Below are 24334 nucleotides of genomic sequence, written 5' to 3'. Positions count from 1 at the left end.
CTTAAAGATTGTTATAAAAATCAATAGATTCTCCATCTGCTAACTGTACTACTGCTTTTTTGTAACCACTAGTTAAACCAGAAACTAAACCTTTTTTAGTATATTTAGTTTTTCGTAAAGCTGGGTGATTCATTGTTTTTACAGCAGTAACGGCAACACCATAGGCAGCTTCTACAGCTCCCTTGATCTCAATTTTGTTAGCTTTCTTATTTACAACAAATGTATAACGATTATATAATTCGCTATCATTTGTAGCTTTTTCTGTAATAATAGGTTTAATTAAAATACTCATTTCCTTCCCTATTTACTTAAATTAGATTGTATTCCTTCTAATGAGCTTTCAGCAATAACAACTCTGTTTGCATTTAAAACATTGTAGGTATTGATACCTGAAGCATTAACTACTTTAGATTTTTCAAGATTACGTGAAGATAAATACACGTTTTTACTTTCTTCTCCTAAAACGAACAATGTCTTTTTAGTATCTAATTCTAAAGCTTTTAAGACATTAACAAATTCTTTAGTTTTAGGAGTCTCAAAATTAAAGTCTTCTATTACTACTAAATTGTTATCTTTTGCTTGAATACTTAAAGCAGACTTTCTAGCCAAACGCTTTAAATTTTTGTTTAGTTTGAAAGAATAACTTCTTGGTCTTGGACCAAAAACACGTCCTCCACCTCTAAAGATAGGAGACTTGATACTTCCCGCACGAGCAGTACCTGTACCTTTTTGTTTTTTAATCTTTCGTGTACTTCCTTTAATATCTGCTCTTTCTTTTGACTTGTGTGTACCTTGTCTTTGATTAGCCAGGTACTGCTTAACATCTAAGTAAATTGCATGATCATTAGGCTCTATTCCGAATACTTCGCTAGAAAGTTCAACTTTTCTACCAGTATCTTTTCCTGTAATATCTAATACTGCTACTTTCATTATTTCTCGATAGTTACATAAGAGTTCTTGTGACCAGGAATCGCTCCTTTTACAACGATAAGGTTCTTTTCTGCAACAACCTTAAGTACTCTTAAATTTTGAACTTTTACATTATCACCACCCATACGACCTGCCATACGCATTCCTTTGAATACACGTGCAGGATATGATGCAGCACCAATAGAACCTGGCGCTCTTAAACGGTTATGTTGACCGTGTGTAGCTTGTCCAACTCCGGCAAAACCATGACGTTTAACAACTCCCTGAAAACCTTTACCTTTAGAAACCCCTGACACGTCAACGAATTCTCCTTCTGTAAAGTGCTCCACAGTAATAGAATCACCTAATTTGTACTCGCCATCAAATCCTTGAAATTCAACAACTTTTCTCTTAGCAGATGTACCAGCTTTTTTAAAGTGTCCATCTAAAGCTTTATTCGAGCTTTTAGCTTTTTTGTCATCGAAACCAAGTTGTAAAGCATTGTAGCCATCCACCTCTTCGGTTCTGACTTGGGTAACTACGCATGGCCCTGCTTCGATAACTGTACAAGGAATGTTTTTCCCGTTCTCATCGAATAAGCTGGTCATACCTACTTTTTTTCCTATTAACCCAGACATATTTGTTTGTTTTTAGACGATTAGATTATAAAATTAGCATCCAGCGCGTCTATTAATAAATATAAATTTGAAACAAAAGTTTCGTTAAACACCCGAACAGAATCCAAAAAAAAAGAGCGTAAACACCTTTCGCTCTGACTTAAGTGTTTACCATTTTTCCTTCGCGAAACCCTCCGGACATGTTTAAGGAACTAAATATCAGATAGTATAAAACTAAACGATGTTTAATTCGGTGTGCAAAAGTAAAAAAAACTTTCGGTTTAACAAAATAAACCGAAAGTTAATACAATACTTATACTTTAATCTCAACTTCAACACCGCTTGGCAACTCTAATTTCATTAGAGCATCAATAGTCTTAGAAGAAGAACTATAAATATCCAATAAACGTTTGTAAGCTGATAATTGAAATTGCTCTCTTGATTTTTTGTTTACGTGTGGAGAACGTAATACTGTAAAAATCTTCTTATGAGTTGGTAAAGGAATCGGTCCGTTAACAACCGCTCCAGTACTTTTTACTGTCTTTACAATTTTTTCAGCAGATTTGTCTACTAAGTTATAATCGTAAGATTTTAATTTTATTCTAATTTTTTGACTCATCTTAATTAACCTTTAGCGTTTGCAATTACCTCTTCTGAAATATTACTTGGAGTTTCCGCGTAGTGCGAGAATTCCATAGTAGAAGTAGCTCTACCAGAAGACATTGTTCTTAATGCTGTTACATATCCAAACATTTCTGATAATGGTACTTGCGCTTTTACAACTTTTGAACCGGCACGGTCGCTCATGTCTGAGACTTGACCACGTCTTCTGTTTAAATCTCCTACGATGTCTCCCATGTTTTCTTCAGGAGTTAACACCTCTAGTTTCATTAATGGCTCCATGATTACAGCTCTGGCAGCTTTTGCAGCAGCCTTATATCCCATTTTTGCAGCTAATTCGAAAGATAACTGATCCGAATCCACTGGGTGGAAAGACCCATCTGTAAGCGTAATTTTCATCGAATCCATCTCATAACCAGCTAAAGGACCATTCTTCATTGCTTCCTTGAATCCTTTCTCTACAGAAGGTACAAATTCCTTAGGAACGTTACCACCTTTAATAACAGACTCAAATTGTAATCCTTGGGTTCCTTCATCTGCAGGCTCCATTGTAAATACGATATCTGCAAACTTACCACGTCCACCAGACTGCTTTTTATACACTTCTCTGTGATCTGCTTTAGCAGTAATCGCTTCTTTGTACTCTACTTGTGGCTGTCCTACATTAACTTCCACCTTAAACTCACGTTTTAAACGATCAACAATAATATCAAGGTGTAACTCTCCCATTCCTGAAATAATAGTCTGCCCAGAAGCTTCGTCTGTACGAACTGTAAATGTTGGATCTTCTTCCGCTAGTTTCGCTAAAGAAACTCCTAATTTATCTACGTCGGCTTTAGTCTTAGGCTCAACAGCGATACCAATTACAGGATCTGGGAAATCCATAGATTCTAAAACTATTGGATTTTTCTCATCTGATAATGTATCTCCTGTCTTAATGGATTTAAATCCAACAGCAGCTCCAATATCTCCTGCCTCGATAAAATCGATAGCATTTTGCTTATTAGAGTGCATCTGATAGATACGTGAGATACGCTCTTTTTTACCTGAACGATTGTTCAATACATAAGAACCCGCATCTAAACGACCTGAATACGCACGGAAGAAAGCTAAACGTCCTACGAAAGGATCTGTTGCAATTTTAAATGCTAAAGCTGAAAAAGGCTCTTTTGCATCTGGCTTACGAGAAACCTCTTCACCAGTATTAGGATCTGTTCCTACGATAGCATCCTTATCTACCGGTGAAGGTAAATAACGACAAACAGCGTCTAGTAAGAACTGTACCCCTTTGTTTTTGAAGGCAGAACCACAAACCATTGGAATAATTGACATATCCATTACAGCAGCACGCAAAGCAGCATGTACTTCGTCTTCTGTAATTGAATCTTCATCTTCCATGTATTTTTCTAACAAGTTTTCGTCATAAGCAGCAACTTCTTCAATAAGTTTACCACGTAACTCTCTTGCTTCTTCTTTTAAATCTTCTGGTATCTCGATAACATCAAACGTTGCCCCTTGTGTTTCATCATGCCAAACAATAGCACGGTTTTTCACTAAGTCAACTATACCTTTGAAATCTGCTTCATCACCAATATTCAATACGATAGGCACAGCGTTTGAACCTAACATGTCTTTTACTTGCTGACAAACTGCTAAAAAGTTAGACCCTTGACGGTCCATCTTATTAACAAACCCCATTCTTGGCACTTTGTAGTTATCTGCTAATCTCCAGTTAGTCTCCGACTGAGGCTCAACACCATCTACAGCAGAAAATAAGAATACTAAACCGTCTAATACACGTAAAGAACGATTTACCTCTACAGTAAAATCAACGTGACCAGGAGTATCGATAATATTAAAGTGATATCCCTTAGCATCTGCTGTTGGTTTTCCGTTTTCCGTTGGAAAATTCCATGTACAAGTAGTTGCAGCAGAAGTAATTGTAATACCTCTTTCCTGCTCTTGCTCCATCCAGTCCATCGTAGCAGCTCCATCATGTACTTCCCCTATTTTATGAGAAACACCTGTGTAATATAAGATACGCTCTGTTGTAGTGGTTTTACCAGCATCAATGTGCGCAGCAATACCAATATTTCTTGTATATTTTAAATCTCTACCCATGGTTATTAAAATCTAAAGTGTGAGAAAGCTTTATTTGCTTCAGCCATTTTATGAGTATCTACTCTTTTCTTAACAGCAGCACCTTCTTCTTTAGCAGCAGCTAATACCTCTGCAGCCAAACGTTGTGCCATTGTTTTTTCATTACGCTTACGAGCGTAAGTAATCATCCATTTAATCGCCATTGATACTTTGCGATCTGGACGAATTTGCATTGGAATTTGGAATGTTGCTCCACCTACACGACGAGAACGCACCTCTACGTGTGGCATAACATTTGACAAACCGTCTTTCCAGATTTCTAAAGCCGACTTTTCCTCGTCAGTTTTCTTTTCGTTTACGATATCAATTGCATCGTAAAACACTTTGAATGCTACAGATTTTTTACCGTCCCACATTAGGTTGTTCACAAAACGTGTTACTAATTGATCATTAAATTTAGGATCCGGTAACAAAACTCTTTTTTTAGCTCTTCTTTTCCTCATGTCTTTACATTAAAAAAGTTACTAATTATTTTTACTTCTTGTCTTTTGGGCGTTTTGCTCCGTACTTAGATCTTCGTTGAGTTCTTCCCTCAACACCTGCAGTATCTAATGCACCACGAACAATGTGATATTTAACCCCTGGTAAATCTTTTACCCTTCCACCTCTAACTAATACTATCGAGTGCTCCTGAAGATTATGTCCTTCCCCTGGAATGTACGCATTGATTTCATTACCATTTGTTAATCTAACACGCGCTACTTTACGCATCGCTGAGTTAGGTTTTTTCGGTGTGGTAGTGTAAACACGCGTACAAACTCCACGTCTTTGAGGACATGATGTCAAAGCAGCCGATTTACTCTTCTTAGTTATTTTGGTTCTTCCTTTACGAACTAATTGTTGAATAGTTGGCATACTAATTAATTACTATTTTTCGTTTGTACTAATATGATTTCTCTAATTTTAAAGAGTGCGCAAATGTACGACAATTTTCTAATTATTCAAATGTCAGTGAGTTATTTTTGTTTACTACATAAAAAACATAGCATTTAAGTTAATAAAAATGTACTTTCGCTGTAAACGTAATAAATTAATGAGATTGTTTAAAAACATTGGTATCACCACCTTATTATTTCTCATCTCTTCCTTACTTTCAGCGCAAGAATACAACTTGAAACTTTCTGCAAAGGACAATCTTGATCGGCAAGTCCTCAAAAGCATTACGCATAAAAATAAATTTAAAACAGAAACCGCCCTATTACTTGAGTTTGAAAAAATCGAAGCGATTTTAAAAAGAAAAGGATACTTCAATTATCAGTATACAACTACAAAAAACAGAAACACCTTTACATACAAATTTACTTTACAAAAAAAACAAACATAGTTCTTCTTACCGACTCCATAAATACCGTCGTACTACCTATAGAAAATCTAGAGAAATATTTGCTAAAAAAGTCTGAAGAACTAGAGAACAAAGGAAATTCATTTTCAGAGATTCGATTACAAAATATTACCACCAAAAACGATACGCTATCGGCTGAACTTACCACCTCAAAAACAAAATCGAGAACCGTTGACCAAACAATAATTAAGGGATATACAAAATTTCCGCAATCACACGTTAAAAATTATTTGCGCGTTGATAGTAAAACTATCCCTAGCAACAACACATTAAACAAAATCAGTTCTGCAATAGAAACCTTACCTTTTGTAAATCAAACCAGAGCTCCAAGTTTTCTATTTAGTAAAGACTCTACCCTGCTTTACCTATATTTGAAAAGAAAAAAAAGCAGCTATTTTGATGGCCTGATAAACATATCATCTAATGAAACCTCAAAAAAAATAGAGGTTATTGGTTATCTCGACCTTAAACTAGAAAACACTTTAAATGGTGGTGAAGTATTTACCTTAAAATGGGAAAAGTTAAAAAACAGAAGTGAAAACTTCAATTTATACACCAAAGTACCATACCTATTTAACACAAAGTTTACCACAGACGCACACTTTGAAATTTTTAAACAAGACACCAGTTTTGTTACCACTAGCTTCCAGAGCTCTATACAATACGCGATGGGCAACAAAACAATACTTGGAGTCACTTTTGAAAGCAACAACTCTACCAACACCTTAAGTAATTCCGAGGAAACCATAGATAATTTTAACAGTTATTTTCTCGGAACATATTACCAATATGAGGTTTTTAAGCAAACAAATTTCTTTTCCAATACTAAATTTTCAGCTACGATCAAACCCTCTTTTGGTTCGCGCATTAGTGCCGGGGATAAAAACGAACAACTCAAATTAGAAACAGTGATACACTATTTATGGGAAATAAATTCACGTAACGGACTTTTTATATCCGGAAAATTCAAACATTTAGTATCGGAAAATACACTTACCAATGAGCTGTTTAGAATCGGTGGAACAGGCACAATTAGAGGAATTAACCCACAAAGTGTTTTCACCCCTTCCTTTGGTGTTCTTAATTCAGAATATCACTATAAAATTACCGGAAAAACTAGTATTTATGCAATATTGGACCTGGGTAGGTATAAAATCGATAAAAGCTACAAGACAGCTCAGGGTATCGGAATTGGCTATAAACAAAACACTAGCAATAATTTAGTTACTATTACCTATACTATCGGTAAATCAGAGAGTTCAACCTGGAATTTTAACAATTCATTTTTAGCAATAAAAGTTATAAGTTTCCTTTAATTCAGAAATCTTTTCTCGCCTTTTTAACATTAAATTCGCACCCATTAACATTTTTTTAAAATATATGTTGTTTTATTAACATAAAATTAAGACTTTTGGATGAAATAATTCAAACTAATACGCAATGAAAACAAAATTTAATGGAATTTTGACGCTATTCCTAGCGTTTATTGTGCAAGTTTCTTTTGCACAAGAAAAAATAATTTCAGGAAATGTTTCGGATGAATCTGGACCACTACCTGGGGTTACTATTTTACTAAAAGGTACATCAAAAGGTACGGAAACTGATTTTGATGGAAATTATAGTATCAAAGCTAAAACTGGAGATGTTTTAGTGTACAGCTTTGTTGGTATGACCTCTGTTGAAAAAACTGTAGGTTCGACCTCTAAAATAGATATTGAAATGCAAAGCGACAATATGCTTGAAGAAGTTGTTGTAACAGCTCTTGGTATCTCAAAAAAAGAAAAAGCAATTGGTTATGCTGTACAACAAGTAGATGGAGAGCAACTAAATCAAACAAAAGAAACAAATATTGTAAATGCCCTACAAGGACAAGTTGCTGGGGTCCAAATCCAAGGGTCACCTTCTGCATTAGGAGGTTCGTCAAGAATAACAATCAGAGGATCCAATTCATTTTTAGGAAATAATCAACCTTTATTCGTTGTCGACGGGGTACCAATTGACAATGCAAATTATGCTTCAAATAGCCAGCAGAGAGGATTTGGTGGCGGTTCATATGACTATGGTAATGGGGCAAGTGACATCGACCCTTCAAACATTGAAACAATGTCTGTTCTTAAAGGAGCCGCAGCATCCGCATTATATGGATCAAGAGGAGCAAATGGTGTAATTTTAATAACTACCAAATCCGGAAGAGGAGTAAAAGGTATTGGCGTATCGTTCGATACTGCTGTTACCTTTGATAATGTTGCTAACCTTATACCAATACAACAAATGTATGGAGGAGGTTCTATTTATAGCGACGTTGACGCTCAAGGTTTTACAGTTGGTAGGAATGGATTCAAATTATTCACACAAGATGGAGTAGAGTATTTAGCTCCGAATTATGGAAAAGATGGTTCTTGGGGTCCAAAATACAATCCAAACATTTTAGTTAGACATTGGGATTCTTGGGACGAAAATTCATCAAATTACAAAGAAGTAAGACCTTGGGTCGCTCCAAAAAACTCATATGAAGACTTTTTTGATACAGGGTTAACACTTACAAACTCAATAGCGTTTACAGGATCTAATGAAAAAGGTAACTTCAGAGCATCTTACACAAATCTATCTCAAAAAGGAACTACTCCAAACGCAAAACTAGAAAGAAATACAATAAATCTAAATAGTGGATATAATTTTACAGATAAACTAAAAGCAAATTTTGTTGTAAACTATGTAAGAACGGATGCCGAAAACAGAAATGCAACTGGTTATGATAATACGAATCCAATGCAAGCATTCACACAATGGTGGCAATCGCAATTAGATGTTGAAAGATTAAAAGAAAGACAAAATCTTTTAAGCGGAGGACAATATACTTGGAATCTAACTGGGATATCAACCGATAGAACAAACAACAATCAGCTAACAGGAATAGATTTCGATCCTAATTACTTTGATAACCCATACTGGGTAAGAAATAATTATCTACAAGAAGATTTTAAAAACAGATTATACGGTAATGTAAATTTATCATACGCGTTAACCGAAGAACTAAGCATAACAACACAATTTGGAACCGACTGGTACCAATTTAGCTTAAGAGAAGGAATTCCTGATGGATCAGTTGCAGGATCTAACTATACAGAGACAGAAAGACAATTCCAAGAGACCAATATGGAAGTTAGATTAAACTACAATACTAATTTTTCAGAAGATTGGACATTTAATGCAGGAATTGGGGCTAATAGTATGGTAAATAGAAGTAAAAGATTTACATCTACAACAAATGGAGGATTAGTAATTGATAGGTTTTTTAATATTGCAAATTCTGCTCAAGACCCAACCACTGACACGTATGAACGAAAAAAAGGAATTAATAGTATTTTTGGATTGGCATCATTTGGTTGGAAGGATATGTTATTTCTTGATCTTACTGCTAGAAATGATTGGTCGTCAATTTTACCAGAAGATAATAATAGCTATTTTTATCCATCAGCCTCTATGAGTTTTGTATTGACAGAACTAAATGGTCTTAATCAAAGTAACTTTTTGAATTTTGCCAAAATTAGAGCTAGTATAGCCCAAGTTGGTAATGATGGAGATCCATACAGCTTGTATGATGTATACAATCCTATAAATCCTAATTTTGATGGGAATCCGTTATACAGTGTACCTAACCAAAGACAGAATCCAAATTTAACTAACGAATTAACTACAGAATACGAATTTGGTGTTTTTGCTAAATTTTTCGGTGGAAGGTTATCGGTTGATGCCGCATATTATAACAGACTGACTGAGGATCAAATTTTCCCGGTAGACGCATCTGCTACAACAGGATATTCAGCTGTATACTTAAATGCAGGATCAATGAGAAATTCTGGTGTTGAATTACAATTAAATGGAACACCAATTAGAACAGAAAATTTCAGTTGGAATTTAGGACTAAATTTAACAAGCCAAAATAATGAGGTTGTTGAATTATTAAAGGACGAAAACGGAGAGTCAATTACAGAAAGTTTAATTCAAGGAGGTACATGGGCAGCAGATTTAAGAGTTCAAGAAGGAAAACCTTATATGGCCCTATATGGACAGGATTATATTTACGATGACAACGGTAATAAAGTTATCGGTGATAATGGTTATTATAAATTTACAGAAGATCGTGTATATCTTGGTTCTGCAATAGCAGATTGGATAGGAGGTTTTAACACTTCTTTTAACTACAAAAACTTAACCCTGTCAGCTTTATTTGACTTTCAAGTTGGAGGTATTATTCACTCAACATCACTACAATGGTCAAAATATTCAGGAATGCATCCTGAGACTGTTTCTTTTAATGGAGAAGCAGATACTCGTGAAAATGGAATGGTATTACCAGGTGTTCTTGAAAATGGCTCTACGAACGATATTCGTATTGACCCACAAACATATTACCAAACTACTTGGAGGGTAGCAGCGCCTAACGTGTATGATGCAAGCTACTTAAAATTTAGAGAAATTAGACTTAACTATAGCTTACCTCAGAGATTTTTAGGAAGATCAGCTATATCCAATGTTGACTTTAGTGTATTTGGTAGAAATTTAGCTATATTATCAGCAGATTTACCATACCTAGACCCTCAAGTTGTTACAGGTTCTGGTAATGTTCAAGGATTAGAAAATGCTCAGGTTCCATCAACCAGATCATTTGGTTTAAATGTTTCGGTTAAATTCTAAATTAAAAACAATGAAAAAAATAAAATTATTCGCAATTAGCGCATTGTCGTTATTAAATATAATTGGCTGTAGTAATTTTGGCGATATGAATGTAGACCCAAATTCAGCTGTATCAGTTCCAGCCTACACTCTATTATCAACAGCTCAATATAACTTTTATAATGCATTAAACGGAACAGGACTAAATGCGGATTTAGGACTTCTAATGGTGCAGCAATGGGCGCAGAATGAGTACACGGAAGACTCAAGATACAATTATGACATAACATCATTTAATGGAACATTTGTTTCAATGTATACAGATATTGCTAAGGAATTAGTATCCGCTAAAGAATTAGTGGCAGAACAAGATATTCCTGATGCTATAAAAAATAATAAAACCGCTATTATTGACGTAATGCTTGTTCAAGTATTTGGTGCACTAACCGATGCTTTCGGAGATGTACCTTACAGTGAGGCTATAAGTGGTGTTACCTTCCCAAAGTATGATGCACAAGAAGATATTTACAAGGGATTGTTAAGTACACTTGATTCTTCTGGTAGCAGATTAAATGTAAATACAAATTCATTCGACTCTGGTGAATTATTATATAATGGAGACGTCGCAAAATGGAAAATATTCACATATTCTTTAATGTTGAAGTATGCGGTAAGAATATTAGATGCTGATCCTGCAACTGCAAATACTTACATCAATAAAGCAATCTCAGCTGGGGTAATGACTAATAATGACAATAACGCATATTTTAATTACCCAAATGTAGATGCAAGAGCGAATCCTTTATACAGAAATTACAGTCCACAAATTGGTAACCGTGATGATTATTGTGTCTCAGAATTGTTAGTAACTACGCTAACTGATATCGGAGATCCTAGATTGGATAAATTTGCAAAACCAACTTCTACCGGTGAAATTATCGGTATGCCTTATGGTTTAACAGATAACGAAGCGACTGAATTAAAAGCAACGACTTCAAGACCGAATGATGCAGTAAGAGATGCAACTACACCTTTTAATGTACTTACACATGCAGAAGTGTCATTTTTATTAGCTGAGGTATATCAAAGAGGAATTTCTCCTGGTAATGCGTCAACAGCATACAGTAATGGTGTTACATCATCTATGAACCAATGGGGAATTAATGATACTTCGGCAATTTCAGATTATATAGCTGCTAATCCTTACGATAGCTCAGATTGGAAATCATCAATTGGTCTACAAAAATGGATTGCACTTTACATGAATGGATTTGAAGCATGGAATGAGTGGAGAAGATTAGATCAACCTTCATTAACCCCTACGACAAATGGAGTCATAAATTCAATCCCAGTAAGAATACCATATCCATTATCTGAGACTCAAAATAACTCAGCGCAATTGGAAAAAGTTACAACCACACCAGGAAATATGACTGAAAAAGTTTGGTGGGATAAAAACTAGTTTTATTAAATATAAAAACACTGTTTAATTAAATAAACAGTGTTTTTTAACATAAACAATTTGATAAAATAAAATTATGCACTAATCAAAATTTACAAATTTTATTATTTAGGTTTTTCTACAATAAAACTAGTAATCAATAAAAGTATAAATTGGTGTTTAAATGCAAAAAAGGGAATCTGTACAGATTCCCTTTTTGTTAGGAATGTTAAAATAATCGTTAAAGTCTTGTAGGAAATAAATTAAAACAGCATTTTTGAGTCATAAAAATAACGCATGAACCAAATTTCTACACCTAAAGAAAAAACTGCAACTTTTAATTACCAAGGAAACGCAGGAGCGTATACTTTGCTATATTTTAAAGTCATAATTTTCAGTATAATAAGTTTCGGATTATATTATCCATGGGCTAAAGTCGCTATTTTAAAATATCATTATAAAGCTACTTCTTTTGGAGATACTAATTTCACCTTTCACGGAACAGGCAAAGAGGTTTTCAGAGGGTTTCTAAAAATATACTTCCCTACGCTAGTACTGTATGCTTTTTTAATTTATGCTTCCGTAAACAAAAATAGTTGGGAGCTCAGTATAGCTCTAGCCCTACTTTATGCATTCTTCATTTTTATTTTGCCATTTGCAATTCATGGTGCTGTTCGTTACAGAAGCTCAAAGAGCTCTTGGAAAGGAATTCGCTTCTCCTATTTAGGAAATCGCACCGAATTTTTTGGGTTTTCTTGAGAGGACTAATCTTTACCATTTTTACCCTTGGAATTTACGGAGCATGGTTCCAAGTTAGTCTAAGAAAATATGTTATGAGCCATCTTCGCTTGGGTAATGTATCTTTTAATTTTAAAGGACAAGGTAAAACATTGTTTTGGTTGAATTTTAAATTCTTTTTATTTTTTTATCCAACATTAGGAATCTATACTTTTTGGTATGTAAAAAATCTTTGGACATACTATGCCTCCAATACAGAGGTAACACTTAACGAAGAAAAACAGAACTTTTCGTTTACTGCACAAACTGGAGATATCTTTGAATTATTACTTGTAAATAGTTTGCTTTTAATTTGTACTTTAGGCCTTGCACTACCTTGGGTGGTAATAAGAACAAACACTTTTATTTTCAAATTCTTAGCTTTGGAAAATTTTGATAGTAAAAAAATACAGAAAGCATCCTACGATAATTATGACGATGCAACAGGAGAGGCCGCACTAGACATGTTAGATTTCAACCTTATTTAATGCAATTTTTAAAAGACAAAATTAATGGGTAAAAATATAATTATTACAGGAACAAGCAGAGGCATTGGTTTTGCGCTTGCACAAAAGTTTGCTGCAGAGGGGCACCGCGTTCTAGCGCTTTCGCGAAACACAACACCAATAGAGAACCTAAACCATAAAAATATTACTGCCATATCGGTTGATTTATCGAAAGACGAAGCAATAAACTCGGCTGTTTCCTTTATTAAAAAAGAATGGAAACGTGTCGATATTTTAATTAATAATGCAGGTCTTTTAATTAACAAACCATTTGAAGAGTTGACTACAGAAGATTTTGAAAATGTGTATCGAGTTAATGTTTTTGCGGTTGCTTCTCTTACGAGAAATGTGTTACCATATATGGAAAAAGGGAGTCATGTAGTAACAATAAGCAGTATGGGGGGTATTCAGGGAAGTATGAAGTTCCCTGGCCTTGCCGCATATAGTTCTGCGAAAGGTGCTGTGATAACTTTATCGGAATTATTAGCAGAAGAATATAAAAACGAAGCAATAGCCTTTAATGTGCTCGCCATTGGAGCCGTACAAACGGAAATGCTGGAAGAGGCTTTTCCGGGATATAAAGCACCTTTATTACCGAATGAAATGGCAGACTATATGTTTGATTTTGCACTTACCGGAAATAAATTTTACAATGGTAAGGTGCTACAAGTATCTAGTTCCACGCCATAATAAACACTATCTTTTGCAACTCGATCCATATATACCGAAAAAAGCAATAACTATAGTAGAATATTTAATTTATAAATATCATGTAAACCTAAAAATTGTTTCCGAAAGACAAACCAAACATGGCGACTACCGAAGAATGTCTGATGGAAAAACACAAATTACCATTAATAATAACTTAAACCAACATCAGTTTTTACTTACGTTAATTCATGAAATCGCACACCAAGTGACCTTTCAAAAATTTGGTCGTGTGCAACCCCATGGAAAAGAATGGAAAACCGTATTCCAACACTTAATGCTCCCTTTTTTACAACCAGATATATTTCCTCTTTCTATACTTCCATATTTAGCAAACTACCTAAAAAACCCAAAAGCGAGTACCGACAGTGATGTTAAATTATCTCTTGCTTTACGCGGTGGTATGGCTAAATCGGGAAAGAGTTTTATCTTTGAAGTTCCGAAGGGAAGTACTTTTAAATTTAAACAAAACTTCTACAAAAAAGGAAATAAAAGGAGAACACGTTATGAATGCTTAAACATTGCAAACCAGCGTATTTATCTTTTTAATCAAAACGCAGAGGTACAAATACTTGAAGAGTAATGAAAGCTACCAGTAATACGAATAATTATTTTGCAGTCATCATGGCAGGAGGAATTGGCTCTAGATTCTGGCCAATTAGTACAGAGGATTACCCAAAACAATTCCATGATATGTTAGGAACAGGACAATCCTTAATACAAAAAACATTTTCAAGAATACAAAATTTAATTCCCTCGGAAAATATATTAATTGCAACTAATGCGCGTTATGAAACGCTAATTTTGGAACAAATTCCCGAAATAAAGAAAGCGCAATTACTATTAGAGCCAGCCATGCGAAATACTGCGCCTTGTATTTTATATGCTGCCCTGAAAATTTACCAACAAAATCCAGAAGGGGTAATGCTTATTGCACCTTCTGACCATTGGATAGAAAACGAAACAGCTTTTTTAACAAGTATACAAACAGCATTTACTGCCTGCTCTGAGAGAGAAATTCTCATGACCCTTGGCATCCAACCTACATCCCCAAATACCGGTTACGGTTACATTCAATATGAAAACGCAAACTCATCGATAAAGAAAGTAAAAAACTTTACAGAAAAACCAAACTTACAGAAAGCAAAAGAGTTCATTTTGAACGGAGATTATCTTTGGAATGCAGGAATTTTTGTTTGGTCGGCACAAAGTATCCTGAATGCATTTGCGCGTTATTTACCAGAAATGTTTGCTTTATTGAACGAAGCTGAAGTTTACAACACAGAAAAAGAAGGAGAGTTTATCCAAAAACAATATCCTGCTTGCGAAAATATTTCTATTGATTTTGGCATTATGGAACACGCCAAAAACGTATACACTTTACCCGTTGATTTTGGGTGGAATGACCTTGGAACCTGGGGCTCCCTTTATCATAAACTTTCAAAAGACACCCAAGAAAACGCAGTTGTTGGTTCTAGAGCGATCTTTAGAGATGCCACAGGTAATATGGTTCGCACCCAAAAAGGTAAAAAAATTATCATTCAAGGCCTACAAAATTTTATTGTAGTAGAAAAAGAAGATACTATTTTAATTTGTCCAAGAGAAGATGAACAGGATATAAAAAATATTGCTGCTGCTGCAAAAAGTATCGATGGAGAATAGGGACATAAAATCTAAAAATAACACCAATTAATGTTTACTAAAAGGTTTGCAAATGCTCTAAAACACATGTGTCAAAACCGTCTTTATTATCTATAAATTCTGTTTGAATAGAGACATAATACAAATTAGTAAGTTTACTTTCTAAACGAACATAATCTTTTTCGGTAGTTAAAATAATACTATTAGTTTCCTTCAGAATACCTTCATGTTTTTGAAGAAGTACTATATCTTTATGGGTAAAATTATGATGGTCGGGAAAAGCAATATGTTCTACACTGATGTTTCTTTTTTCTAAGTATTGTACTAACGGAATTGGATTCGCTATGCCTGTGACCAATAGTATTTTTTTATTGGTAAAATCCGATAGTGTTTTAGATTCTGGTCCTATTAGATCTTCCTGATAAGTTATCGTAGAGAAAAATAATTTTTGTGTATTCTCGATTTGAAGTGTTTTTGCAATTAGTCTTTGTTTTTCTGCATTTAAATCCGCTGGACATTTGGTCACCACAATAACATCTGCCCGCTTCGCACCTGCTCTACGCTCTCTAAGGTTACCGGTTGGTAGTAGAAAATCATTGGTGTAAAGATCGTTATACTTTGTGAGAAGTATGTAGAAACTAGCTTTAACCTTTCGATGCTGAAAAGCATCGTCAAGGAGAATTAGTTCGGGTTTGCTTGTAAAATGTAACAACGAGGAAATTCCATGTACACGATCTGCATCTACCGCAATAGTAACATTGTTTGAAAACTTTCTAAAGAATTGCATAGGCTCATCGCCAACCTCCTCTGCACTGTGTTCTGCGTTTACCAATTGAAAGCCTTTTAGTTTCCTTTTATAACCCCTGCTGAGCACTGCAATAGCGTACTGCTTGTATAACAAGCGAATCAAATATTCAATTTGGGGAGATTTTCCGGTACCGCCAACGCTTAAATTACCAACCGCAATAACCGGAATATTGAATACGCTTTGTTTAAGCATATTGGTATCGTAAAGAAAATTTCTAATTGAGGTAATAAGGTTATACACAATCGAAATAGGGAACAGCAAAAAACGTAGTAATTTCATTACCACGAATATAAAAAATCTTAACTTTGACTATACAGTAATCTTTATTAAATTTCAAAATGAAAATTAAAGACATTACCAATTACCTCGAACAATTAGCTCCATTGCCATTTGCAGAAGACTTCGACAATGTTGGTCTTCTAATTGGTAGCCCTAACACTACCGTAAATGGAATATTAGTCACTTTAGACACGCTTGAAAAAACAGTAGATGAGGCAATTCAAAAAGGATGTAATTTAATTTTGAGCTTTCATCCCATTATATTTTCTGGCTTAAAAAAGTTAAACGGTAATAGCTACGTAGAAAAGGTGGTCTTAAAAGCAATTAAAAACGACATCGCCATCTATGCAACTCATACTGCACTAGATAATGTAAACCGAGGAGTTTCTGCAAAAATGTGCGAAATCCTATCGCTAAAAAACACCAAAACATTACTTCCTAAAAAAGGAATGCTAAAAAAACTTACCACCTATGTTCCTTCCAAAGAGGCAGGTCCTTTACGGAAAAAATTATTTGAAGCCGGTGCGGGAAATATAGGAAATTATGATAATTGTTCCTTTAATACCACCGGAACAGGGACCTTTCACGCTAACGAAAATGCTAATCCGGTACTTGGAAAAAGGGGCGAATTGGTACATGAAGAAGAAACCTGTATTACGGTTACTTTTATTGCCTATTTAGAAACCGCGATTATCAAATGTCTTCTGGAGAATCATCCGTATGAGGAAGTTGCATATGAGGTAATTACTCTAGATAATTCGTATCAAGATATAGGTATGGGTATGCAAGGAGAATTAGAACAAGAAATGGATGCAAAGACTTTTCTGAAAGAGGTAAAAACGAAATTTAAGACCAAATGTATTCGACATTCTGCCATAGCAAATACCCCGATAAAAAAAGTAGCTGTTTTGGGAGGGTCGGGCGCCTTTGCAATTGGACAAGCAAAAAAACAAAAAGCAGATGCCTACATAAGTGCAGACTTTAAATACCACGATTTTTTCAAAGCAGAAAACGAAATTTTATTAGTAGATGTTGGGCATTATGAAAGTGAACAGTTTACAAAAAATTTGTTAGTTGATTATCTTCGAAAAAAATTTAGTACTTTTGCAATTATTTTAAGTGAAGAAAGTACAAATCCAATATACTATATTTAAAAGATGGCAAAAAAAGAAGTAACGGTAGAAGAGAAATTAAGAGCGTTATACGATTTACAATTAATTGACTCGAGAATTGACGAAATAAGAAACGTTCGAGGTGAATTACCTCTAGAAGTGGAAGATTTAGAAGATGAAGTTGCCGGACTAAATACGAGACTTTCTAACTTGGCCACTGATTTAGCAAATCTAGAAACTGAAATCAGCAATAAAAAACTTGCTATAACAGAGTCTAAAGGATTAATCGCTAAGTACGAAGAACAACAAAAAAATGTTCGAAATAATCGTGAATTTGATTCTTTAAGTAAAGAGGTAGAATACCAAGAGTTAGAAATACAGCTTTCTGAAAAAAGAATCAAAGAGTACAAAGCGAAAATAACGCAAAAAAATGAGGTTATTGAAAACACCAAAGAAAAATTAGCCAGACAAGAGCAGCATTTGTCGCACAAGAAAAACGAATTGGATGCCATACTTAAAGAAACCGAAAAAGAAGAAAAACTATTGAAAGAAAAATCAATAGAATATGCTGCATCTATAGACGCGCACTTACTTAGCGCCTATAAAAGAATCAGAAATAAAGTTAAAAATGGTTTAGCTGTTGTTTCCATAGAGCGTGGTGCTGCCGGTGGTTCTTTCTTTACTATTCCACCTCAAATTCAATTGGAAATTGCCAATCGTAAAAAAATAACCATAGACGAGCATAGCGGTCGTATCTTAGTTGATGCAGCTTTAGCTAGTGAAGAAAAACAAAAAATTGAAGAGTTATTTTCATAAAAATTTAAAAAGTCACATAAAAAACTCAATCTTACAGATTGAGTTTTTTTATTTTCTAAAAAGTGTGATAGTATTAATCTTCTTTAAACAATTGCTCTTTATAGGCAGCCTTTTTAACCTCTGCTCTTCTTGAGACAGATGGTTTAGTATATTGTTTTCTATCTCTTAATTGTTGTAAAATTTTAACATCCCTGTACTTGCGTTTGTAACGTTTCAGGCTCTATCGATGTTTTCTCCCTCCTTGACTACTATTTTTAACATAAATTATATACTATTAATTATACTTCAACCTAATTTACCCAGAAAATTCATCGCTGGGAAACAGCAAAAAATCTGGAAATCATCTATTTGAATAAGAAAAACTCTAAAAAGCTATCGCGAAGATTTAATTATAAATTTCAAATAATAGATAGTTAAAATTCGAAGAAAGTCTTTATTCCAAAGACAAAATAAATGAAGCATAAAGATACAGATTATTTGCGTAGGAAACAAACCTATACAGCTTGAAATAAGCACAAACAAACGCAGAACTTATTATATTGTCTCCCCTAGCTCTTTTAGTTTAGAGGTATTTTCTGCTAACATTAGTTCATCGATTATCTTCTGAATATCCCCATTTACGATATTCTGTAAATCATACAATGTCAATCCAATTCTGTGATCGGTAACGCGACCTTGTGGATAGTTGTACGTACGAATTTTAGCAGAACGATCACCAGAAGTTACCATGGTACCTCTTCTCGCGGCGTCCTCTGCCTGCTTTTTGGCCAATTCTAAATCATACAAGCGTGAGCGCAAGACGCGAAATGCCTTTTCTTTGTTTTTATGTTGCGACTTTTGATCCTGACATTGCGCTACCAAACCAGTTGGTATGTGCGTCAATCGAACAGCGGAATACGTAGTGTTCACCGATTGTCCCCCTGGCCCTGAAGAGCAAAAGAAGTCGATACGAACGTCTTTAGGGTTAATCTCTACATCAAACTCCTCTGCTTCTGGAAAAACCATACAAGTTGCAGCAGAGGTATGCACACGTCCTTGTGTTTCTGTTTGCGGAACGCGCTGTACACGGTGCACTCCAGCTTCAAATTTCAGAGTTCCATATACATCCTCTCCTGAAACTTCAAACTGAATTTCTTTAAAACCACCATTCGTTCCTTCACTGTAATCTACAATAGATACGTTCCATCCTTTACTTTCGCAATATTTGGAATACATTCTATATAAATCTCCTGCAAAAATACTAGCTTCATCTCCACCTGTACCTGCTCGTAATTCTACCACAGCATTTTTAGCATCTTCTGGATCTTTCGGAATTAATAAAAACTTTATTTCATCTTCCAAAACTGGAATTCTATTCTTTGCCTCTTCCATCTCCATTTTAGCCATGTCTACCATCTCCGCATCGCTACCATCTGAAATAATCTCCTTTGCCTCTTCTATAGTATTTAAAAGACTTTTATATTCGTCTGCTTTTTTAACAACCTTCCCTAAGTCTTTGTATTCTTTATTTAACTGCACATAACGTTTCTGGTCCATTATTACGTCTGGCTGAATAATAAGATCAGAGACTTCGTCAAAACGTTGTTTTACTATTTGTAATTTATCTAGCATGATATTATTTCTTGGAGTGCGAATTTACGATTTTTCTTTAAAATATAGGAACAATGCCAGAAAAGTAATAAGGACGGAATCAGAAAACACTCTTCCCTAAAGAAGTAAATTAATTTAACCTCACCATGTAATCAACAAGTAAGTACTCGCAGTAACTTTTATTATTTTTAAGCATCTATAAAATACTACTAAACTTGCCTTCAGGAAACATAAAGAACTTCGAAAAATTCACAAAGACCTCAGAATAAAGACTATAGCTAATAGGCTTTATATTTTCTGAGAAGTATGCGGTGTTCCGGGTTAGACTCGTCGTATTGTTCTACTAATAATTCTAGTATTAATGGCTGCTGTTTCCCGATGTCTTTTTCAGCGGTATACTTAGCGACAAAAAGTGTGTAGATTTCTTTGTTTTCTTGTGTTTTTTGGAAAACCAAAAAATGCTCTTCATTTAACACAGAATAGCTAATAGAATTTCCGGAAAAGGTTCCCGAGGTATCCTCAAAAAAATCGGAGAATTCAAAATACTTTAAAACATTCTCCATACTAAATTATTTCTGCAGAAAGGCCTAGATTCAAGAGCTTAGTACATTTAGGTTCTAACTCTTTGTACGCACCAGTTTTAACGGCACATTTACCTTTGTAATGCACTAATACGGTGCATTGCTCGGCTTGTTCTGGAGTATGTTCACAAACCTGTATAAGACTATCAATAACATAATCAAATGTATTCACATCATCGTTATATAATATAATCTCGTGCTTGTTTGTTGCTTGTGTCAAAAGGTCTAACTCCTCCTGAATTTTTTCAATTGTACTCATAATTACTAGAGTTTTTGATACTGTAACGCTACCCAATTATTTCTTTCTAAAGTTTTCTGTAAAACCATTCCGTGGGGAACCACATTATCTTCTAATATTGGAATGTCTTCTTTGTAAAATCCACTCAAAAGTAAAATTCCATCTTGAGAGAGGGATTTTATGTAAACTTCCATGTCTTTAATTAAGATATTTCTATTAATATTGGCTATAATTAGGTCGTATTCTTTATCTTTTAGTAAAGAAGCATCTCCCTGAAATACCGATATGGCTTTACACTTATTTCTGGAACAGTTTTCTATAGTGTTTTCGTAACACCAAGGATCAATATCTATGGCATCTACAACGGCTGCACCTTTCATTTCTGCAAAAATAGCTAAAATTCCGGTACCACAACCCATATCTAGAACTCTCTTGTTATTTATATGCAATTCTAATAAGTGCTGAAGCATCATATGCGTAGTTTCATGATGTCCGGTTCCAAAGCTCATTTTTGGTTCAATGACGATATCAAAATCCAAATTTGGATTTTCGTGAAATGGCGCTCTAACACTCACCTTTTCATCTACTTGAATGGGATGGAAGTTTTTTTCCCACTCCGCATTCCAATTGGTTTGTGCTATTTCTGAAAAATCGAAATTAATTTGAAAATCTGGAGAATTTAAGATAAAAACTTCTTGTAATATATCTGCATTCCAATCCTTTTTTTGAATATAGGCAGTAACTCCTGTTTCATTCTCTACAAAACTCTCAAACCCCAAAGCTCCTAATTCTGCCACTAAAATTTCAGTGGCAGGATCTCTTGGAACAACAACAAATTCGTACGCTACGTATATATTATCCATTGCCTAAAATTTACATTAGTATTATTTAGAAGGAGTTTGCTATTGCCACAAAATCTTCTGCTTGTAGAGAAGCTCCTCCGATTAAACCTCCATCAACATCTGGTTTAGAAAATATTTCTTTCGCATTATTTGGCTTTACACTACCCCCATACAATATAGATATGGTATTTGCGACTTCCTCGCCGTATTTCTTAGCTAAGACATTTCTAATAAAGGCATGCATTTCTTGCGCTTGCTCTGGTGTAGCAGTTTCACCAGTTCCTATTGCCCAAACAGGTTCATAGGCGAGAACTATGTTTCCAAAATCTTGAGCAGACAAATTAAACAATCCTTCCTTTAGCTGTTCTTCTACAATCGAAAAATGTTTGTTTTCTTTTCTGTGCTCTAAAAGTTCTCCAAAACAAAAAATAACCTCCAAATCATTTGCAAGGGCTTGCTTCACCTTTTTTGAAAGTAATGCATTAGACTCTCCGAAATACGTTCTTCGTTCTGAATGTCCTAAAATTACGACACCAACACCGGAACTTTTAACCATGGAAGCAGCGACCTCTCCTGTAAATGCACCAGCATTTTCCTGGTGAATGTTCTGCGCAGCTACTTCAATAATCGATTCCTTAATTGCATCTACTGCAGTAGTTAAACTAACAAAACTCGTTGCTACAATTACTCGAGATGTTCCCTTTTCTGAATTATTTAAACCTTTTTTAATTCCTTCAATAAGTTCTTTTGTTTCTTTAAGATCCTTATGCATTTTCCAGTTTCCCGCAACGATATTATTCCTCACTTTTATATGTTTATATGGTTTATATTCTAAAAATTACTTCAAAAAAATAAAGAGCTAAAATACACCATTTTTTTAAGTTTGCTTTCATTTGTTCGCTACTTAACGACCTAGTACTGCAGACAACCTTTTATTTTCGTTTTTCAACCAAAAAGTCGTATGCAATAAATAACTCATTACAAAGTAAGCAAATAAGCCACCTTTGTTTTAGATATGTAAAGTAAAGTATGCAACGGTAGCATTTTAAAAGAAGAAGTTCCGTTTTACTTTAAGGCAATAACCACCGCTCTAGCTTTTCAACTTCAGAAGTTTTAAAAACCTCTATGCTTCCATCTTCACGAAGTAGTAAAAACCGTGGTATGCTTTGTAATTTTAAAAATTCTCCTAAGTTACCTTTCCCTTTTTCAACAAGGTAATAATGTGCTCCGGAAACCTTTTCCTTTAAGCTGCTTAAACCTCTTTTCCAATCGTAAAAGGAATGATCAACAGACAAAAAGACATAGGATATACCGTTGGATTTTTCTTGTAATTTTTTAATTTTTGAAAAACTTTTCTGACTGTACGGGCAATAACTTGCATATACCTCAATAACTGTTTTGTTAGCAGAAGAAGCACTTAAAATTTCTCTTAGTGAAATAGTATCTTTGGTTGTGCTAACTAGAGTAGCATCAAGGGCAGCTTGAGAAAAACTCTTTGGTTGAAAAACTTTACAGCCAACTGAAGTGATAAGAAAACTTAAAAATATTAGTACTGTAATTCGCATGCTATAATCTAACTCTAGGATCTAACCAACTGTAAAAAATATCTACCATTATATTTATGACAATAAATAGGCTTGCAATTACTAAGACACTTCCCATAATTACTGGTAAATCGAGGGTGTTTAATGCATTTACAATCTCTTTTCCCAATCCATTCCAATTAAAAATATACTCTACAAAAACAGCCCCAGCAAGCATAGAAGCGAACCATCCAGAAATTGCAGTAATGACAGGATTCAATGAGTTTTTTAAGGCATGTGTTTTCAAAACCTGAAAAGTGGTTAACCCCTTGGCTTTCGCAGTTCTGATATAATCTTTATTAAAGGTTTCCAAGAGCGTATTCCGCATTAGCTGAATAATAACCGCTAAAGGTCTAATTCCCAATACAATTGCAGGTAAAATTAAATTTTTCCATTGTATGTACACCTGTTCTCCAAAATCATCTACAACATATAAACTACCAGTCATTTCCAAATTGGTATAAGTATGCAAAATAAAACCAAAAAACCATGCAAATAAGATAGCAGAAAAAAACGAGGGTATGCTCATTCCTAAGGTACTAAAAACGGCAATACTTCTGTCTAAAAAACTATCCTTAAAAACTGCAGATACAATACCTAAAAATACGCCTATTACGATGCAATTACTATAGCAGATATTGCCAGAACCGCTGTATTTGGAATGGTTTCGGCTATTATTTCGGAAACCTTTTTACCATTTTTCTGAAAAGATTCTCGCAGATAAGGGTATTTTATAGCCATGCAATAATCCCCAAAAGATAAAAGTTTGCGATAGGTGTATTTATCGGTGTCTAAAAAAGTGTAATCTGAGGAAATGATACTGTGAAACGAAATAGGTGACACATCATTTACATAATACAAATACTGCATTTCCAATGGTTTATCGAAACCATATTTTTTCTTTATATTTTGTAATTGTTCTGAGTCCTCCCGCTGGTCTAACATCATTCTAGCAGGATCTCCTGGAAGTACAGCAAACAATAGAAATATGATGGTAACTACACCAAAAAGTGTAAGAAACCCGTAAAAAACCTTATGCAATATGAATTGTAACATTAAAAACAAATATACTAGAAACTAGCAAAA

Annotated in this window: 26 protein-coding genes and 1 pseudogene; 11 read left to right on the top strand and 16 right to left on the bottom strand. The window is 34.5% G+C overall.

From position 1 onward, the window contains the following. Position 1: 1 nt before the first annotated feature. From rplW to rpsL, 7 genes are all read right to left on the bottom strand, one after another. Positions 2 to 292 carry a 50S ribosomal protein L23 gene (gene rplW / locus BSU00_RS10255; RefSeq protein ID WP_105004305.1) on the bottom strand — a complete coding sequence of 97 codons (291 nt, stop codon included), beginning with the start codon at positions 290 to 292 and terminating at the stop codon, positions 2 to 4. An 8-nt stretch (positions 293 to 300) separates the two neighbouring features. Beyond that, positions 301 to 930: a 50S ribosomal protein L4 gene (gene rplD, locus BSU00_RS10250; RefSeq protein WP_105004304.1), complete on the bottom strand. Its 630-nt coding sequence runs from the start codon at positions 928 to 930 to the stop codon at positions 301 to 303. Continuing rightward, positions 930 to 1547, bottom strand: coding sequence for a 50S ribosomal protein L3 (gene rplC, locus BSU00_RS10245; protein WP_105004303.1), 618 nt, complete (start codon positions 1545 to 1547; stop codon positions 930 to 932). Before rplC ends, rplD begins: the two co-directional genes overlap by 1 nt. A gap of 292 nt (positions 1548 to 1839) precedes the next feature. After that, positions 1840 to 2145, bottom strand: a complete 306-nt coding sequence (gene rpsJ / locus BSU00_RS10240) for a 30S ribosomal protein S10 (protein WP_075342599.1) — start codon at positions 2143 to 2145, stop codon at positions 1840 to 1842. Between the two features lie 5 nt (positions 2146 to 2150). Further along, the gene (gene fusA / locus BSU00_RS10235) at positions 2151 to 4268 is read right to left on the bottom strand and encodes an elongation factor G (RefSeq protein WP_105004302.1); all 2118 of its coding nucleotides are present in this window, start codon (positions 4266 to 4268) and stop codon (positions 2151 to 2153) included. Positions 4269 to 4273: 5 nt separating this feature from the next. After that, positions 4274 to 4750, bottom strand: a complete 477-nt coding sequence (rpsG, locus tag BSU00_RS10230) for a 30S ribosomal protein S7 (RefSeq protein ID WP_105004301.1) — start codon at positions 4748 to 4750, stop codon at positions 4274 to 4276. 31 nt (positions 4751 to 4781) lie between these two features. Continuing rightward, positions 4782 to 5162, bottom strand: a complete 381-nt coding sequence (gene rpsL, locus BSU00_RS10225) for a 30S ribosomal protein S12 (protein ID WP_105004300.1) — start codon at positions 5160 to 5162, stop codon at positions 4782 to 4784. A gap of 184 nt (positions 5163 to 5346) precedes the next feature. Between rpsL and BSU00_RS10220 the strand changes: the two genes are divergently transcribed. The 9 genes from BSU00_RS10220 (at position 5347) to BSU00_RS10180 (ending at position 15420) form a co-directional block, all read left to right on the top strand. Then, complete coding sequence (locus tag BSU00_RS10220) at positions 5347 to 5631, top strand: hypothetical protein (protein WP_146104841.1); 285 nt, start codon at positions 5347 to 5349, stop codon at positions 5629 to 5631. A 59-nt stretch (positions 5632 to 5690) separates the two neighbouring features. Continuing rightward, on the top strand, positions 5691 to 6965 hold the full coding sequence (locus tag BSU00_RS10215) for a hypothetical protein (RefSeq protein WP_105004298.1): 1275 nt from the start codon (positions 5691 to 5693) through the stop codon (positions 6963 to 6965). A 124-nt stretch (positions 6966 to 7089) separates the two neighbouring features. Continuing rightward, a complete protein-coding gene (locus BSU00_RS10210) occupies positions 7090 to 10347 on the top strand; it encodes a SusC/RagA family TonB-linked outer membrane protein (RefSeq protein ID WP_105004297.1) in 3258 nt (1085 codons plus the stop codon). A 10-nt stretch (positions 10348 to 10357) separates the two neighbouring features. Beyond that, positions 10358 to 11788 carry a SusD/RagB family nutrient-binding outer membrane lipoprotein gene (locus BSU00_RS10205; protein WP_158254425.1) on the top strand — a complete coding sequence of 477 codons (1431 nt, stop codon included), beginning with the start codon at positions 10358 to 10360 and terminating at the stop codon, positions 11786 to 11788. Positions 11789 to 12064: 276 nt separating this feature from the next. Continuing rightward, positions 12065 to 12526, top strand: coding sequence for a DUF898 family protein (locus BSU00_RS10200; protein WP_105004295.1), 462 nt, complete (start codon positions 12065 to 12067; stop codon positions 12524 to 12526). Continuing rightward, a complete protein-coding gene (locus BSU00_RS10195) occupies positions 12523 to 13032 on the top strand; it encodes a DUF898 family protein (protein ID WP_158254424.1) in 510 nt (169 codons plus the stop codon). The genes BSU00_RS10200 and BSU00_RS10195 overlap by 4 nt, the downstream gene beginning before the upstream one ends. Before the next feature lie 24 nt (positions 13033 to 13056). Further along, positions 13057 to 13740 (top strand): SDR family oxidoreductase, encoded by a 684-nt coding sequence (locus tag BSU00_RS10190; RefSeq protein ID WP_105004293.1) that lies wholly within the window; start codon positions 13057 to 13059, stop codon positions 13738 to 13740. A 13-nt stretch (positions 13741 to 13753) separates the two neighbouring features. Then, positions 13754 to 14341 carry a SprT-like domain-containing protein gene (locus BSU00_RS10185; RefSeq protein ID WP_233188701.1) on the top strand — a complete coding sequence of 196 codons (588 nt, stop codon included), beginning with the start codon at positions 13754 to 13756 and terminating at the stop codon, positions 14339 to 14341. Beyond that, positions 14341 to 15420, top strand: a complete 1080-nt coding sequence (locus BSU00_RS10180; RefSeq protein ID WP_105004291.1) for a mannose-1-phosphate guanylyltransferase — start codon at positions 14341 to 14343, stop codon at positions 15418 to 15420. The genes BSU00_RS10185 and BSU00_RS10180 overlap by 1 nt, the downstream gene beginning before the upstream one ends. A 37-nt stretch (positions 15421 to 15457) precedes the next feature. Here BSU00_RS10180 and lpxK read toward each other — a convergent pair whose 3' ends face one another. Then, complete coding sequence (gene lpxK / locus BSU00_RS10175; RefSeq protein ID WP_105004290.1) at positions 15458 to 16486, bottom strand: tetraacyldisaccharide 4'-kinase; 1029 nt, start codon at positions 16484 to 16486, stop codon at positions 15458 to 15460. Between the two features lie 59 nt (positions 16487 to 16545). Here lpxK and BSU00_RS10170 point away from each other — a divergent pair, with 59 nt between their 5' ends. Together BSU00_RS10170 and BSU00_RS10165 are read left to right on the top strand one after the other, a co-directional pair. Further along, complete coding sequence (locus BSU00_RS10170) at positions 16546 to 17640, top strand: Nif3-like dinuclear metal center hexameric protein (RefSeq protein ID WP_105004289.1); 1095 nt, start codon at positions 16546 to 16548, stop codon at positions 17638 to 17640. Positions 17641 to 17643: 3 nt separating this feature from the next. Then, on the top strand, positions 17644 to 18414 hold the full coding sequence (locus BSU00_RS10165; RefSeq protein WP_105004288.1) for a zinc ribbon domain-containing protein: 771 nt from the start codon (positions 17644 to 17646) through the stop codon (positions 18412 to 18414). 73 nt (positions 18415 to 18487) lie between these two features. Here BSU00_RS10165 and BSU00_RS14070 read toward each other — a convergent pair whose 3' ends face one another. The 8 genes and pseudogenes from BSU00_RS14070 to BSU00_RS10125 all read right to left on the bottom strand — a co-directional run bounded on the left by BSU00_RS14070 (position 18488) and on the right by BSU00_RS10125 (position 24304). Beyond that, positions 18488 to 18595, bottom strand: a complete 108-nt coding sequence (locus tag BSU00_RS14070) for a hypothetical protein (protein WP_369820324.1) — start codon at positions 18593 to 18595, stop codon at positions 18488 to 18490. A gap of 353 nt (positions 18596 to 18948) precedes the next feature. Continuing rightward, positions 18949 to 20025, bottom strand: coding sequence for a peptide chain release factor 1 (prfA, locus tag BSU00_RS10155; protein ID WP_105004287.1), 1077 nt, complete (start codon positions 20023 to 20025; stop codon positions 18949 to 18951). Positions 20026 to 20282: 257 nt separating this feature from the next. Further along, complete coding sequence (locus BSU00_RS10150) at positions 20283 to 20567, bottom strand: hypothetical protein (protein ID WP_105004286.1); 285 nt, start codon at positions 20565 to 20567, stop codon at positions 20283 to 20285. A 1-nt stretch (position 20568) separates the two neighbouring features. Continuing rightward, positions 20569 to 20844, bottom strand: a complete 276-nt coding sequence (locus BSU00_RS10145) for an ATP-dependent Clp protease adaptor ClpS (protein WP_105004285.1) — start codon at positions 20842 to 20844, stop codon at positions 20569 to 20571. A 5-nt stretch (positions 20845 to 20849) separates the two neighbouring features. Further along, positions 20850 to 21686, bottom strand: a complete 837-nt coding sequence (gene prmA / locus BSU00_RS10140) for a 50S ribosomal protein L11 methyltransferase (protein ID WP_105004284.1) — start codon at positions 21684 to 21686, stop codon at positions 20850 to 20852. Positions 21687 to 21711: 25 nt separating this feature from the next. Continuing rightward, positions 21712 to 22470 carry a triose-phosphate isomerase gene (tpiA, locus tag BSU00_RS10135; RefSeq protein ID WP_105004283.1) on the bottom strand — a complete coding sequence of 253 codons (759 nt, stop codon included), beginning with the start codon at positions 22468 to 22470 and terminating at the stop codon, positions 21712 to 21714. Positions 22471 to 22735: 265 nt separating this feature from the next. Continuing rightward, complete coding sequence (locus BSU00_RS10130) at positions 22736 to 23230, bottom strand: thioredoxin-like domain-containing protein (protein ID WP_105004282.1); 495 nt, start codon at positions 23228 to 23230, stop codon at positions 22736 to 22738. A gap of 1 nt (position 23231) precedes the next feature. Next, positions 23232 to 24304 (bottom strand): annotated as a pseudogene (locus tag BSU00_RS10125) (ABC transporter permease). Positions 24305 to 24334: the final 30 nt, after the last annotated feature.

It is taken from the genome of Tenacibaculum sp. SG-28 (assembly GCF_002954385.1).
Taxonomy (GTDB): Bacteria; Bacteroidota; Bacteroidia; order Flavobacteriales; family Flavobacteriaceae; genus Polaribacter.
This window is presented reverse-complemented; position numbering and strand designations above follow the sequence as displayed.